Consider the following 14,485-nt stretch of genomic DNA (forward strand, 5'->3'; position numbering starts at 1 on the left):
ACGCCCCCATGCGCCTGTTCCGCATACTGAGCCTGTTGTTGGTGGTCGTGGCGCCTTCGGCATTCGCCGACAGCCCGTACCAGGTCGAAATGATTCTGGTGCGCCAGAACGCGGAGCCGGTGATCAACAGCCGCGCCGCGCCGGAAAACTGGGATGCCGGCGCGCAGCGTCTGGGCGACAAGATGAGCCCGCCGCGCCTGTCCAACATCGTCGACAAGCTGCGCGCCGACAACAGCTACACGGTGCTGGCGCACAAGGCCTGGGAGCAGAACCTCGGCGAGCAACCGGTGAAAATCGCAATAACTGACGGCCCCGAACAGTTCGGTCAGTTTCCGATTGAAGGCGTGCTGAACCTGCAACTGGGCCGCTTCACCGATATCGACGCGGATTTCTGGATCAATCAGTTCGACGCCAACGGCAGCGTGATCGCCAGCGAGCACCTGAACCAGACGGACGTGCGCACCAAGAACAACCAACTCAACTACCTGGACGGCGGCCATCTGGCGCTGCTGATCAAGATCACTTCGCTGACTGCCAAGCCCCCCAGCGCACCGCCGCCCGACATTCAGGACTGATCCAGCACCATGCCCCTGACGTCGCCGTTGACCAAACCCCTGGCCCCTTCGTGGGCCAATCGCTTTAAAGAGCAAAGCCTCGAGCGCGGGCGGCGTTACGCGCTGGAGAATCGCGTTCGCATCGTCGAGTCCGGCGACAGCACCATCGTCGCCAGTTGCGAAGGCTCGGGTGGCAACGTTTATCGGCAGACCATTTCGCTGCGCGAATCGGCCAAGGGCATGCTGATCCTGGTGGACAGCCGCTGTACCTGCCCGGTGCACACCAACTGCAAACACATCGCTGCGGTGCTGCTCAAGGTTCAGGAAACCCTGGCCTACCCCGCCGCCGCCCAGGATGCCGAGTTGCTGGAAAAACTCCAGGCCGTGCTGGATAACCGCGTGGTGCTGCCGCAAGTGGTAATGGAAGACGTGGTGCCCATTCCGCGCCTGTGGCTGGCCAGCGTGGAGTTCAGCGCGTTTGAGCCGCGCAACGGCAAAATGCAGCGTTACATCCAGCACCGTGCGGCGTTGTCGTTCAACTACTTGGGCAACTATGTCAGCGGGCAAAAAAACGCCGACATCGTGGTGCGCCAGGAGACCCAAAGCCTGCGGATCAAGCGGCATCCCGAGTTGGAACAACCCTATCGCGAGCAACTGCGCCTGCTGGGCTTCAAGATCGCCACGCGCCAGAGCAAGGCGCTGCCGGAAAGTGCCGGCGAGCTGTTCGAACTGGTCAATGACAGCGCCTGGCTGAACTTCACGCTCAACGCCTCGCCCACTTTGCGCGCCAAAGGTTGGGAGCTGCAAATCGAGGAAGATTTCGGTTTCGACCTGAGTGCTGTCGATGACTGGTACGCAACGGTTGATGAAGGCCCGGAGCGTGACTGGTTCGACCTGGAGCTGGGGATCATCGTTAACGGCGAGCGCCTGAGTTTGCTGCCGATCCTGTTGAACCTGATGCGCTCCCATACCGAAATCCTCAACCCGGAAAAACTCGCCCGGCGCCGCGACGATGAGCTGATTTTGGTGAACATTCCCGGCCTGCCGAATGGGCACGGCCCGCTGCAAGTGGCGTTGCCCTACGGCAGGCTGAAACCCGTTCTGGCAACCCTCGGCGAGTTTTACCTACAGGAAACCGGCACCACGGCGCTGCGCATGGCCAAGGCCGATGCAATCCGTCTGAACCCGCTGGAAGACCTGCCGTTGCAATGGGAAGGCGGCGAGAAGATCCGCAACTTCGCCCAGCGCCTGCGCGATATCAAGGATTTCACCTGCGTGGCGCCGGAGGGTTTGAATGCGACCTTGCGACCGTATCAGCTGGAAGGCTTAAGCTGGATGCAGTCGCTGCGCCAACTGGACGTCGGCGGGATTCTTGCGGATGACATGGGTTTGGGTAAAACCCTGCAAACCCTGGCGCATATTCTCACCGAAAAAATCGCCGGGCGCCTCGACCGGCCGTGCATGGTGGTGATGCCCACTAGCTTGATCCCCAACTGGCTGGACGAAGCGGCGCACTTCACGCCGCAACTCAAAGTAGTGGCGCTGTACGGCGCAACGCGTAAGAAACATTTCGCGAATCTGCAGGACTACGACCTGCTGCTGACCACCTATGCCCTGTTGCCCAAAGACATTGAACAGCTGGCCGCGCTGCCCTTGCATGTGCTGATCCTCGACGAAGCCCAGTACATCAAGAACCCCAACAGCAAAGCCGCCCAAGCCGCGCGCGAGCTGAACGCACGCCAGCGTCTGTGCCTCAGCGGCACACCGCTGGAAAATCACTTGGGCGAATTGTGGTCGCTGTTCCACTTCCTGTTGCCGGGTTGGCTGGGCGACGTGAAAAGCTTCAACCGCGATTACCGCGTGCCCATCGAAAAGCGCGCCAGCGATGTGCGCTTGCAGCACCTTAACGGTCGGATAAAACCCTTCCTGCTGCGCCGTACCAAGGAACAGGTAGCAACCGAATTGCCGCCCAAGACCGAGATCATCCATTGGGTCGACCTCAATGAAGCACAGCGTGACGTGTACGAAACCATGCGCCTGGCCATGGACAAGAAGGTGCGCGACGAAATCACCCGCAAGGGCGTGGCCCGCAGCCAGATCATCATTCTTGAGGCGCTATTGAAGCTGCGCCAGGTGTGCTGCGATTTGCGCCTGGTCAACGACGCCACCCTGCCCGCCCGTGGCAGCAGTTCGGGCAAGCTCGACAGCCTGATGGAAATGCTTGACGAGTTGTTTGCGGAAGGTCGGCGGATTCTGTTGTTCTCGCAGTTCACCTCGATGCTCGCGCTGATCGAAGTCGAACTGAAAAAACGCGAAATTGCCTACGCACTGCTGACCGGCCAGACCCGCGACCGACGCACGCCAGTGAAGGACTTCCAGAGCGGCAAGCTGCAGATTTTTCTGATCAGCTTGAAGGCCGGTGGTGTGGGGTTGAACCTTACGGAAGCCGACACGGTGATTCATTACGACCCGTGGTGGAACCCGGCGACGGAAAACCAGGCGACTGACCGGGCGTATCGGATTGGTCAGGAGAAGCCGGTGTTTGTGTACAAGATGATTGCGCGCGGCACCGTCGAGGAGAAGATTCAGCACTTGCAGAAGGAGAAATCCGATCTGGCGGCGGGTGTGCTGGATGGGCGTACGACGGGGGATTGGCAGTTGGGTAACGACGATATCGAGGCGTTGTTTGCGCCGTTGCCCAGTAAGCAAGAGAAGCGCTGACGGTTAGTTCGCCTTCGCGAGCAAGCCCGCTCCCACATTTTAGATGTGTGAATACATTCAAAATGTGGGAGCGGGCTTGCTCGCGAAGGACGCACCTCGGTCTCAACCAGGCAACGGAGCAAACAGCGCCTCAATGTCCCTCTGCTCCAGCTTCCACCCCGCACTGGCGCCGCCCTCCAATACACCTTCAGCCAAAGCAGCCTTTTCCAACTGCAGCGCCTGAATTTTCTCTTCCACCGTGCCCCGCGCAATCAGCTTGTACACAAACACCGGCTTGTCCTGCCCGATGCGATACGCACGATCCGTCGCCTGATTTTCTACCGCCGGGTTCCACCACGGGTCGTAATGAATCACCGTATCTGCGGCGGTCAGGTTTAAACCGGTGCCGCCGGCTTTCAGGCTGATCAGAAACAACGGGGTCTTGCCGTCCTGGAAGTTTTTTACCGGCGTGCGCCGGTCCAGGGTCTCACCGGTCAGGATCGAATACTCAACCTGACGCTGCTTCAACTCTTCCTCGATCAACGCCAGCATTGAGGTGAACTGCGAGAACAGCAAAATGCGCCGACCTTCGCTGAGCAACTCTTCGATCATCTCCATCAAGGCATTCAGCTTGCCGGTGCCCGCACGTGCCAGTTTGCTTGCCGGCACGGATTTCACCAGGCGCAAATCGCAGCACACCTGCCGCAATTTGAGCAACGCTTCCAAAATGATGATCTGACTTCGAGCCACACCGTGCCGGGTGATTTCATCACGGACTTTCTTGTCCATCGCCACGCGTACAGTTTCGTAAACGTCGCGCTGGGCATCGCTGAGGTCAACCCAATGCACGATCTCGGTCTTGGGCGGTAACTCAGTCGCCACCTGCTCTTTTTTGCGGCGCAACAGGAACGGCTTGATGCGCGCGGTCAGGTGTTGCATACGCTGGGCATTACCGTGCTTTTCGATAGGCGTGCGGTAGTCCCGATTGAAGGTTTTGCTATCCCCCAGCCACCCCGGCAACAGAAAATGAAACAGCGACCAGAGCTCGCCCAAGTGGTTTTCCAGTGGCGTGCCACTCAGGCACAAGCGTTGACCGGCCTCCAGTTGCCGCGCCGCCTGGGCTGCTTTGCTGTTGGGGTTCTTGATGTTTTGCGCTTCGTCGAGGATCAACACGCTCCAGCGTTGCGGCTGCAATACCTCAAGGTCCCGGGGCAGTAGCGCATAGGTGGTCAGCACCAGATCGTAGTCGGCCAGGCGGGTAAATTCAGCCTGGCGTTGCGCGCCATGCAAGGCCAGTACGTTGAGTTGGGGTGTGAACCGCGCCGCCTCGTCCATCCAGTTGGGAATCAAACTGGTCGGCATCACCGCCAAGGCAGGCGTATTCAAACGCCCCGCGTTTTTTTCAGTGAGCAAATGCGCAAGGGTTTGCAGCGTTTTACCCAGGCCCATGTCATCGCCAAGGATGCCGCCCACTTCGAGTTCGCGCAGGGTTTGCATCCAGTTCAGGCCTTCGAGCTGGTAGCCACGCAGTTCAGCGTTCAGCCCTTGGGGCGCCGCGACTTGCGCGTGGGTCGACTCTTGGAGGCGCTTGGCGAAATGCCGCACGCGCTCACCGCCTTGCCAGACCAGTGGAATGCCGTCCAGATCGCTGAGACGGGCTGCATCCGGCGCACTCAGACGCAGCGAGTCCGCGCCGGGGTCGCGCAGGTACAGGCCGCCCAATGTCGCCATCAGCGGTTTGATCCGGCCATAAGGCAGCGCGACCTTGGTGCCCTCGCGCGTGCCCAGGCTGACCAGCAAGCGCTCTTCGTCAGCGCGTTCGGTCATGTAGCCTGCGTCAAGCAACCTGGGCTGGCGCGCGATTAACTCCAGCACAATCGGCAGCAAGCTGTAGCGCTGGCCATTGACCTCGATCCCCAGCTCAAGATCAAACCATTCGTGACCGGGAGACTCTTCAATGTCCGCGTACCAATGGTCCACCGCTTCCACCTGGTAATAAAAACCAGGGTGGATGCTGACGTCCCAGCCCGCCTCTCGAAGGGCTGGCAGATGATGCTCAGTGAAGTGCAACCAGGCTTCATCGCTAGCCAGGTCAAACATCTCGCCGGCGCTCTCCGGCAACGCGCGGGTTTTACGATTGACCCTGGCAAAACCGAGCTTGGTCAGAACTTTGCGCAAGGCCTTCTCGGCCGCAGGTTTACGCTGAATACGCTGGGTTTCGGTACCGTTCAACAGCCGAATTTCAACGCCACCTTTATCACTGGTCAGGCTATCGCCATAACGAAATGCAAGTGCAGCGCGGTGTTCGAACGTCGGCATCGGTCGGTGACTTGCGGGGTTGTAAGCATAGTATTCATCGCTGCCCAACGTCAGGCACGCCTGGGGCTCCAGCGTATCGATGACTCGCTCGGTCAACGCTTGCGGCGGCGCAATAGCGCAGCCCACGGCGCTGATGCGATGACTGAACAACGCGACCTGACTGGCCGGAATCTCGGGCAAGCTGGACAAGTGAATGGCCAGGCGGTCGTCCATCGAATACTCGAGCGGCCCCAACTCCAGGGTGTCCAGGTTCAAATAATGAAGCGGCTTGAGTGGCAAGACTTCGTGCAGCTGCAGTTCGTCGCTGAGCCACTGAGGCCGGTAGCTCCCGTCAGGCTGCACAGCCCAATTGAAGCGAGCGGAATGTGTGGGCCCGGCATTGAGTGCCAACTGAGCATTTAAATCAACGAACAGGCGTTCGGTGCTGAGCGCCAGTCGCAGGATTTCGGCGCCGTCTTCACCCTCGATCGGGAAACTGCTGCCGTAGCGCCCGTACGCTCGCCCAACCAACAGAAGCCGACAGATGCGCCTATCCACTTCGAGCATGTAACCGGGGGCACGCGCCAGGGTTTCATCGAGTGAGTACAGCGCCTTGATTTCGCCATAGCCGCCTTTTTTCAAAATGCGCGCCCGGTAGACGGCCAACGACCAGCGGTTTGAGTAGGCATCAGGGTTGAGCTGGTAGAGCAAACAGGTGTTGCTGCCTTTGGGTAACGACTCAACCTCTGGCGTCGCGACGGGAATGCTGGCAAGCCACTGCTCGATTTGCGGATCGAGGCGATCGCTGGAAGCGCTGCTGGTCTCCACAGGTTCGCCAACCAACGCTTGCACCTCAAATAGAACAGCGACGGCGTGCTTGCAATCCACTTCCATAGGGCAGGTACACGCGCAATTGATATCGGTATCGTGAGAATTCTCTTCAGCGCCCAGAGAAATCACCACCGAATAGACATTGCCGCCAGAGCCCTTACACCTTGCCAGGACTCGATGCGTCTCGATATCGACGATCTGCACGCGGCCTTCACTTGAGTAGTCAAAACCACGTTCGAGCGTGCGAGGAGAGAAGTTCTCATGCCAGTCCAGACCAACGATGCGAGTTATCAGGTTATTCATGGTCACGTACTCTAGACCAAGCGCTGGTGAGATAAAGACGGATGCGTCCTGCGGTGAAGTACGAACATACGGCGGCTGGATGACGACATTTCTGGCGCTTCGGGCGCTTGGCAAACACCCCTTTCTTACTCGATCAACTGAGCGGTTCGAAGCGCACCCACCGCCGCCAGCCAACGCGGGTCCTGCTTATAGTCTGTCGATGCATTCGCCTGCCCGCGCATCCGCGCAATCCGCGCTGACGGCGTAACCTTCATCCGCTGCGCCGCAGTGAGTGCAAGCTCAGCCGCAGCGCGGTCATTGCACACCAGCCCCATATCACAACCGGCCGTCAACGCCGCTTCAATCCGGCTGGCTGCATCGCCAACCACGTGCGCACCGGCCATGGACAGGTCATCACTGAAAATAACGCCATCAAACTGCAACTCACCGCGCAGGATGTCCTGCAACCAGCGACGCGAGAAGCCGGCAGGCTGTGAATCAACCTGCGGGTAGATGACGTGGGCTGGCATGACGGCCGCCAACTGCTTGCTCAGGCGTGCGAAAGGCACCAGGTCATTCGCGCGGATCTGTTCCAGGCTGCGTTCGTCGTTGGGAATCGCGACGTGGGAATCGGCCTCAGCCCAGCCGTGACCCGGGAAGTGTTTACCGGTGGCGGCCATGCCGGCGCTGTTCATGCCGCGGATGAATGCACCGGCGAGCACGGCGGCGCGCTCGGGGTCACCTTCGAAGGAACGGGTGCCAACCACGGCGCTGCGCTGGTAATCCAGGTCCAGCACCGGGGCGAAGCTCAGGTCGAGGCCGACGGCCAGCACTTCAGTGGCCATGATCCAGCCGCACTGTTCGGCCAAGTATTCAGCGTTGGGGTTATCTGCCAAGGCGCGCATGGCCGGCAGGCGCACGAAACCCTGGCGCAGGCGCTGCACGCGACCGCCTTCCTGGTCGACTGCCAGCAGCAGGTCCGGGCGCACCGCACGAATCGCAGCGCTCAGTTCACGTACTTGGCGCGGATGCTCGATATTGCGTGCAAAAATGATCAGCCCGCCCACTTCAGGTTGGCGCAACAGGTGGCGATCCTCGGCCGTGAGCCAAGTGCCGGCCACGTCGACCATCAAAGAACCTTGCAGGGCAGCAGTCATAAACCTTCCTTAAATAACGCACACAACCCGCTGCCCTCGTGCTGCGCGATAAACGCAGAGAGTGCAGCGGGTTGTGAGTAAATAGCTGAAATCGGCATGGCAGCTAGCTTAGCGGGCGCGGACACCCGCGGCAATCATGCCTTGGCGACGGCTGGCGTCGACTTGCTGCGTGGGCGCAACTGGGCGGCGGCCATGGCCTGGTCGGTCACGCCAGTTTCAGCGCGCATGCCGGCAGCGAGGAACGGCACCATCAGGCGCATCACCTGTTCGATGGAGGTGTTGACGCCAAAATCAGTCTCGGCAATCGCGCGCAATGCTTTGATACCGGACATGCTGAACGCGGCGGCACCGAGCATGAAATGCACACGCCAGAACAGCTCAATCGGCGGAATACGCGGGGCGGCTTCATTAACCAGCAACATGTAGCGGCGGAAAACCTTACCGTACATGTCTTCGAGGTAACGACGCAGGTGACCCTGGCTCTGGCTGAACGCCAGGCCCAGCAGACGCATGAAGATTGAAAGGTCATTGCCACTGCGTGGTTGAACCACGAGCGCTTGCTCCACGAGAATTTCCAGCAGGTCTTCCAGGCTGGGTTTGTTCTCGGGCTTGGTTTGGCGGCGCTCCAGCTCACGGTCGAGGCTGGCGCAGAACGGCCCCAGAAAGCGTGAGAACACCGCCTGGATCAGGGCTTTTTTCGAGCCGAAATGGTAATTCACTGCCGCGAGGTTGACCCCAGCCTTGCTGGTGATCAGGCGCAATGAAGTTTCAGCAAATCCTTTTTCCGCGAACAATTGCTCGGCAGCATCGAGAATGCGTTCAACGGTTTCCGACTGGGCCATGGCTACTCCGCCTGACAAACACTTGTTTGAAACATACGTTTCAGAGTATGTCTTGTCAAGCCTGCGGGTCCGTTTTCCGGCCGGGCAGTCATCTATTTCGTGGCTATTTAATCACATCCATCCCGGTCTGTAGGCAGCGCTGTCTCTGCCTCGTAGTAAGGGTGACGAATGACCGTCCAGCGGGGCGCCAAAAAAGGATGATTGCCAAGCGCAGTTCACTGTATATAATCCCAGTCACTGTATAAAAAGACAGAGCGATCAACATGCTAAAACTGACGCCACGCCAAGCTGAGATTCTGGCTTTTATCAAGCGCTGCCTCGATGACAACGGCTACCCGCCGACACGAGCGGAAATTGCGCTGGAACTGGGGTTCAAGTCCCCGAACGCCGCCGAAGAACACCTGAAAGCCCTCGCCCGCAAAGGCGCGATCGAGATGACCCCGGGTGCCTCACGCGGTATTCGCATCCCTGGCTTCGAAGCCAAGGCCGACGAATCGACCTTGCCGATTATCGGCCGAGTCGCTGCCGGTGCGCCGATCCTGGCGCAGCAGCACGTCGAGGAATCCTGCAACATCAACCCGACTTTCTTCCATCCACGTGCCGACTACCTGTTGCGGGTCCACGGCATGAGCATGAAGGACGTGGGCATTTTCGACGGCGACTTACTGGCCGTTCACACCACACGTGAAGCCCGTAATGGCCAGATCGTCGTCGCCCGTATTGGCGATGAAGTCACCGTAAAACGCTTCAAGCGCGAAGGCAGCAAGGTTTGGCTCCTGGCCGAGAACGCTGAGTTCGCGCCGATTGAAGTGAACCTGAAAGATCAGGACCTGGTGATCGAAGGCTTGAGCGTCGGCGTCATTCGCCGCTAAAGGAGGCACCATGCAGTTCATGCACACCCCGCAACAGGCACAATTGTCGCTGTTTGAGGCTTTTATGGCCCAACCGCTTTCGCCCATCCTCAAGGAAACGGTCGAGGCGCCCTGGAGCGCCGAACCTGAGGCGTTCAGTGAACTGTCGTTGCGCGGTGCTGCCGGGAATTGCCTGAGCCTGCTGGCGCCCATCCTGCGCGAATTGAGTGAGGAGAAGGACGCTCGCTGGCTGACGCTGATCGCCCCGCCCGCCAGCCTGACTCAGGCCTGGCTGCGGGACGCCGGTCTCAACCGCGAGCGTATCCTTCTGCTACAACCGCGCGGTACGCAAAGCGCTCAGCAGTTGACCTGCGAAGCGTTGCGCCTGGGCCGTAGCCATACGGTCGTGAGTTGGTTGAACCCACTGAATGCGACCGCCAAGCAACAGCTGATCAGCGCCGCACGCACGGGCGATGCACAGAGCTTGAATATTCGATTGGGATGAAAGATGAACTGCGGGCCAGCCCTGAAGTGAAGGGCTTTTGCTAGAGCAGGCTTGTGTGGTGATCCGGCTTGTGTAGGGAGCGGACTTGTGTGGCGAGCGGGCTTGCCCCGCGTTGGGCTGTGAAACAGCCCCAAAATCAGACACCGTGGAGTACCTGACATACCGAATTCAACTCTTCAGGGCCGCTTCGCAGCCCAACGCGGGGCAAGCCCGCTCGCCACAGTAAATTCGCCTAACAGACCAAAAAATCCGCCTAACAGACCAAACCGATTTTCCAAACCTGGCCGATCTGCTTCAGCCAGCCAGTTTGCCATAGCAATCCAGCCCACTACACCGGCTTAGTGAAGCACCCGCGATCCATCGTCTTTTTCCGGCTCGCCTTCCGCCAGGCGGCCCGCCATCTGCACGCCCACGCTCAACATGGCTTTAGCCACTTCAACGTGCTGGCCTTGCAGGAACGCTTTGGCGTCCTCGGAGAAATCCAGAATAACCAGAGAACCCTCGTCCTCAGCTCGGCGCAGCTCGATTCGGCCGTCAGGCAGTTCAACAATTTCCAGAAAGGACGTTGGCATATAAGTCTGTTCTCCACGAAAGGCCGGGATTATATCAGTCATCCACCCGGCCTCGCTGAGGATCTGAGCAGGTTTCTCTACGGTTTGATGAATGGTGCCCTTTAAGCCCTGCACAGGACTTCTATCAAACTCTATTCAAATGTGGGAGCGGGCTTGCTCGCGAATGCGGTGGATCAGTACCGAATCTGTCGACTGATACTCCGCTTTCGCGAGCAAGCCCGCTCCCACAGTTTTGAATGACATTTATCCAAGACACCGTATCAGCTCTCGTTCAAGCCTTCACGAAAGCGCAGAGCCAGCTTTTTCAGAGCCTGGCGCCAGCTTTCCAGCTCTTGCCGGCTCAGCGGTTTGGGCTCGTCTTCCTCAATCGCCACCGTCACGATCAGCGGCTGTGTCACGTCGCCCTTGGGTACGTGGGGAATGCGCGGCGGCTGGAACATGTCGGCGTGCGCCTTGAGCAAACGTGCTATCCAGCTGTCAGGGCTTTGGGCCATTTCAATCAATTCGGCGAGTTCCGGAATGGCCATGGTCTCCAGCACTTCGCGGGTCATGATCATTTCTGCGCGCGGCGAACCGGCCTGGGGCAAGCGGTAGAACCCGGCGATTTCATGGCACAGGCCCAGCAAGGCGCCGTACAGGTGGAACAACGCCGCTTCACGACCCGCCTGGACCAGCGCGATGGCATTCATCTCTTTCCCTTCCTCGGCGCGGCCGAGGGCTTCCAGGGACAAACCCGCGAAGTAAATTTTCTGATTGGTACGGGTATAGAGTTCGTTGGCCATAACGGCAGTCTCCACAACGAAAGAGGCGTGATGCTGGCTTAACAGTGTCACGGATCATCCGAGACGCCTGCAAGTGCAAAAAAAGGCCGCCTATGCAGGCGGCCTTTGTATCGGGCAGGTTATTCGATCAAGCGCCCTGACGCTTGTCCTCGACCTTCCACTTGCCACCGTCGAAGAAGGCTTTCCAGCCGGTAGGCTTGCCGTCCACTTCGGTCTGCACGTACTGCTCCTTGGTCTTGCGGCTGTAGCGAATCACGGCCGGGCGACCGTCCGGGTCTTTCTTCGGCGCCTCGCACAGGAAGTGGTACTTCGGATCGATCTCGTCCTTGTGCGGCACGATCTCCAGCACCAGCGGTGCACGGGTCTCGCGGTTTTTCGGGAACTGGCTGGCGGCCAGGAACAGGCCCGAAGCGCCGTCACGCAGGATGTAGGTGTCGTTGACCTTCTCGCACTTAAGCTCAGGCATCTTCACCGGGTCCATCTTCGGCGGCGCCGCGTCACCGCTTTTCAGCAACTTGCGGGTGTTCTTGCAGGTCGGGTTGGTGCAACCGAAGAACTTGCCGAAACGGCCGGTCTTGAGTTGCATCTCGCTGCCGCACTTGTCGCATTCCAGGCTCGGGCCTTCGTAGCCCTTGATGCGGTAGGTGCCCTCTTCAATCTCGTAGCCGTTGCAATCCGGGTTGTTACCGCAGATGTGCAACTTGTGCTTCTCGTCCAGCAGGTAGGCATCCATCGCCGTGCTGCAGATCGGGCAGCGGTGCTTGCCACGCAGGACCAGAGACTCGGATTCACCCTCGTCATCCGCCGCGATTTCATCGCCCGGCACCAGGTTGACGGTGGCCTTGCAGCGCTCTTTCGGCGGCAGGCTGTAACCCGAGCAACCGAGGAACACGCCAGTGGACGCGGTACGAATCTGCATCGGACGGCCACAGGTCAGGCACGGGATGTCGGTCATTACCGGCTGGTTGGCACGCATCCCGGTGTCAGGGCTTTCAGCCACTTCGAGTTTTTTCTTGAAGTCGCCATAGAACTCGTCCAGCACGTTTTTCCAGTCGCGCTCGCCATGGGCCACGTCATCGAGATTCTCTTCCATGCCGGCGGTGAAGCCGTAGTCCATCAGGTTGGAGAAGCTCTCAGACAGACGCTCGGTCACGATGTCGCCCATCTTTTCCGAGTAGAAACGACGGTTATGCAGCGCGACGTAGCCACGGTCCTGAATAGTCGAGATGATCGCCGCATAGGTCGAAGGACGACCGATACCGCGTTTTTCCATCTCTTTTACCAGGCTGGCTTCCGAGTAACGGGCCGGTGGCTTGGTGAAGTGCTGGGACGGGTCGAGCTTGATCAGCTTCAACACGTCGCCCTGGGCCATGTCCGGCAGCACGTCGTCATCGCCTGGCTTGGCGATTTGCGGCATCACACGGGTATAGCCGTCGAACTTGAGGATACGGCCCTTGGCACGCAGCTCGAAGTCCGAAGCCGCCACGCTCACCGTGGTAGACAGGTATTGCGCCGGCAGCATCTGGCAGGCCAGGAACTGGCGCCAGATCAGCTCGTAGAGGCGCTCAGCGTCGCGCTCCATGCCGCTCAGCTTGCTTGGCTCGGTGTTGGCGTCGGAAGGACGAATCGCTTCGTGAGCCTCCTGAGCGCCTTCCTTGCTGCTAAAGACGTTCGGCTTCTCCGGCAGGTACTTCTTGCCGAACTCGCTTTCAATGTAAGTACGCGCCATCGCCACCGCGTCTTGCGACAGGTTGGTGGAGTCAGTACGCATATAGGTGATGTAGCCGGCTTCATACAAACGCTGGGCCATCATCATGGTTTTCTTCACACCGAAGCCCAGGCGGTTACTTGCGGCCTGTTGCAGGGTGGAGGTGATGAACGGCGCCGACGGCTTGCTGCTGGTCGGTTTGTCTTCACGCTTGACGATGCTGTAGCTGGAAGACTTGAGCTTCTCAAGCGCGGCCATGGCCTGGGCTTCGTTCAGCGGTTTGAAAGCCTCGCCTTTCTCGCGGGCCACTTCAAAGCGCACGTTAGCGCCCTTGGCGGTGCCGAGGTCAGCGTGGACTTCCCAGTATTCTTCGGGGTTGAACGCACGGATTTCGCGCTCACGCTCCACCACCAGCTTTACCGCAACCGATTGCACACGGCCGGCGGACAAGCCACGGGCGATCTTCGCCCACAGCAGTGGCGAGACCATGTAACCCACCACGCGGTCGAGGAAACGTCGGGCCTGCTGAGCGTTAACACGGTCGATGTCCAGTTCGCCCGGCTTGGAGAAGGCTTCCTGGATGGCTTTTTTGGTGATTTCGTTGAACACCACGCGCTTGTAGCGGCTGTCATCACCGCCGATGGCTTCGCGCAGGTGCCAGGCAATGGCTTCCCCTTCGCGGTCCAAGTCCGTCGCGAGATAGATGGTGTCGGCATCCTTGGCGAGCCGGCGCAGCTCTTCGATGACCTTTTCCTTGCCTGGAAGGATTTCGTACTGGGCCTTCCAGCCATGATCCGGGTCCACACCCATACGTGAGACCAGCTGCTTGCGCGCTTTCTCTTTAGGGGTGAGCACCGGACCTTCGCCCGCAGCCGCCTTGCCGCGCTTGGCGGCAGGCTCCTTGCTGGCGCTAGCCGAACCGCTGGTGGGCAGGTCTCGGATATGGCCGATACTCGACTTCACCACGTACTCGTTGCCCAAGTACTTGTTGATGGTCTTGGCCTTAGCCGGGGATTCCACAATGACCAGCGATTTGCCCATGGATCGGAAAATTCCTGAATTCGAGAAGAGAAAGGCAGTTGGCGCCTGTCGCGGCAACGCTATATATAGTGGCAACAAGGTGAGGTCAAGCGCAGCATTCTGCACGACCTGCCGTTATTGCCCTGAAAAAAGACTGGCTTCGGCCTGGACCAAAGCAAAGCGCGGGACCTGCTCGCCGTCAACTTCGACGGTTTCCAGGAACATGCTCAAAGGGCGCACCCAAAAGCCGTAATCGCCATACAGTGCTTGGTAAAACACCACTTCTTCTTCGGTCTCGGAATGCCGTGCCACGTTAAAAACACGGTACTGCGGACCTTTATAATGTTGATAGAGCCCTGGTTCGACTTTCATGCTCTGGCCCT

11 protein-coding genes are annotated in these 14,485 nt (G+C 59.3%); 4 read left to right on the plus strand and 7 right to left on the minus strand.

What is annotated here, in order from left to right:
• Positions 1–8 precede the first annotated feature (8 nt).
• A complete protein-coding gene (locus Q7C20_RS12630) occupies positions 9–575 on the plus strand; it encodes a CsiV family protein (RefSeq protein WP_348061790.1) in 567 nt (188 codons plus the stop codon).
• Between the two features lie 9 nt (positions 576–584).
• Positions 585–3,275 (plus strand): DEAD/DEAH box helicase, encoded by a 2,691-nt coding sequence (locus Q7C20_RS12635; RefSeq protein WP_375067742.1) that lies wholly within the window; start codon positions 585–587, stop codon positions 3,273–3,275.
• Positions 3,276–3,377: 102 nt separating this feature from the next.
• Here the strand turns inward: Q7C20_RS12635 and Q7C20_RS12640 are convergent, their stop codons facing one another.
• The 3 genes from Q7C20_RS12640 to Q7C20_RS12650 all read right to left on the minus strand — a co-directional run bounded on the left by Q7C20_RS12640 (position 3,378) and on the right by Q7C20_RS12650 (position 8,664).
• Positions 3,378–6,686: an SNF2-related protein gene (locus tag Q7C20_RS12640; protein WP_375067744.1), complete on the minus strand. Its 3,309-nt coding sequence runs from the start codon at positions 6,684–6,686 to the stop codon at positions 3,378–3,380.
• Positions 6,687–6,811: 125 nt separating this feature from the next.
• On the minus strand, positions 6,812–7,822 hold the full coding sequence (gene nagZ, locus Q7C20_RS12645) for a beta-N-acetylhexosaminidase (RefSeq protein ID WP_375067746.1): 1,011 nt from the start codon (positions 7,820–7,822) through the stop codon (positions 6,812–6,814).
• A 134-nt stretch (positions 7,823–7,956) separates the two neighbouring features.
• Positions 7,957–8,664, minus strand: coding sequence for a TetR/AcrR family transcriptional regulator (locus tag Q7C20_RS12650; protein WP_053255043.1), 708 nt, complete (start codon positions 8,662–8,664; stop codon positions 7,957–7,959).
• A 263-nt stretch (positions 8,665–8,927) separates the two neighbouring features.
• Between Q7C20_RS12650 and lexA the strand changes: the two genes are divergently transcribed.
• Both lexA and sulA read left to right on the plus strand, forming a co-directional pair.
• Entirely contained in the window at positions 8,928–9,536 is a 609-nt protein-coding gene (gene lexA / locus Q7C20_RS12655; RefSeq protein ID WP_375067749.1) for a transcriptional repressor LexA, read from the plus strand.
• 10 nt (positions 9,537–9,546) lie between these two features.
• Positions 9,547–10,020: an SOS-induced cell division inhibitor SulA gene (gene sulA, locus Q7C20_RS12660; RefSeq protein WP_348062355.1), complete on the plus strand. Its 474-nt coding sequence runs from the start codon at positions 9,547–9,549 to the stop codon at positions 10,018–10,020.
• 338 nt (positions 10,021–10,358) lie between these two features.
• On the opposite strand, the gene Q7C20_RS12665 is transcribed toward sulA, so the two are convergent.
• The 4 genes from Q7C20_RS12665 to Q7C20_RS12680 form a co-directional block, all read right to left on the minus strand.
• Positions 10,359–10,592, minus strand: a complete 234-nt coding sequence (locus Q7C20_RS12665) for a hypothetical protein (RefSeq protein WP_078827895.1) — start codon at positions 10,590–10,592, stop codon at positions 10,359–10,361.
• A gap of 260 nt (positions 10,593–10,852) precedes the next feature.
• Positions 10,853–11,374 carry a DUF6586 family protein gene (locus tag Q7C20_RS12670; RefSeq protein WP_375067751.1) on the minus strand — a complete coding sequence of 174 codons (522 nt, stop codon included), beginning with the start codon at positions 11,372–11,374 and terminating at the stop codon, positions 10,853–10,855.
• A gap of 127 nt (positions 11,375–11,501) precedes the next feature.
• Positions 11,502–14,123 (minus strand): type I DNA topoisomerase, encoded by a 2,622-nt coding sequence (gene topA / locus Q7C20_RS12675; protein WP_375067753.1) that lies wholly within the window; start codon positions 14,121–14,123, stop codon positions 11,502–11,504.
• 114 nt (positions 14,124–14,237) lie between these two features.
• Positions 14,238–14,474 carry a DUF1653 domain-containing protein gene (locus Q7C20_RS12680; protein ID WP_375067755.1) on the minus strand — a complete coding sequence of 79 codons (237 nt, stop codon included), beginning with the start codon at positions 14,472–14,474 and terminating at the stop codon, positions 14,238–14,240.
• Positions 14,475–14,485 lie beyond the last annotated feature (11 nt).

It is taken from the genome of Pseudomonas sp. AMR01, assembly GCF_041946035.1.
Classification (GTDB): Bacteria; Pseudomonadota; Gammaproteobacteria; order Pseudomonadales; family Pseudomonadaceae; genus Aquipseudomonas; species Aquipseudomonas antarctica_B.

Bases quoted from the DNA above. Each gene is read 5' to 3' on its own strand.
- Q7C20_RS12630 (WP_348061790.1), top strand. From the start codon at position 9: ATGCGCCTGTTCCGCATACTGAGCCTGTTGTTGGTGGTCGTGGCGCCT.
- Q7C20_RS12635 (WP_375067742.1), top strand. From the start codon at position 585: ATGCCCCTGACGTCGCCGTTGACCAAACCCCTGGCCCCTTCGTGGGCC.
- Q7C20_RS12640 (WP_375067744.1), bottom strand. From the start codon at position 6,686: ATGAATAACCTGATAACTCGCATCGTTGGTCTGGACTGGCATGAGAAC.
- nagZ (WP_375067746.1), bottom strand. From the start codon at position 7,822: ATGACTGCTGCCCTGCAAGGTTCTTTGATGGTCGACGTGGCCGGCACT.
- Q7C20_RS12650 (WP_053255043.1), bottom strand. From the start codon at position 8,664: ATGGCCCAGTCGGAAACCGTTGAACGCATTCTCGATGCTGCCGAGCAA.
- lexA (WP_375067749.1), top strand. From the start codon at position 8,928: ATGCTAAAACTGACGCCACGCCAAGCTGAGATTCTGGCTTTTATCAAG.
- sulA (WP_348062355.1), top strand. From the start codon at position 9,547: ATGCAGTTCATGCACACCCCGCAACAGGCACAATTGTCGCTGTTTGAG.
- Q7C20_RS12665 (WP_078827895.1), bottom strand. From the start codon at position 10,592: ATGCCAACGTCCTTTCTGGAAATTGTTGAACTGCCTGACGGCCGAATC.
- Q7C20_RS12670 (WP_375067751.1), bottom strand. From the start codon at position 11,374: ATGGCCAACGAACTCTATACCCGTACCAATCAGAAAATTTACTTCGCG.
- topA (WP_375067753.1), bottom strand. From the start codon at position 14,123: ATGGGCAAATCGCTGGTCATTGTGGAATCCCCGGCTAAGGCCAAGACC.
- Q7C20_RS12680 (WP_375067755.1), bottom strand. From the start codon at position 14,474: ATGAAAGTCGAACCAGGGCTCTATCAACATTATAAAGGTCCGCAGTAC.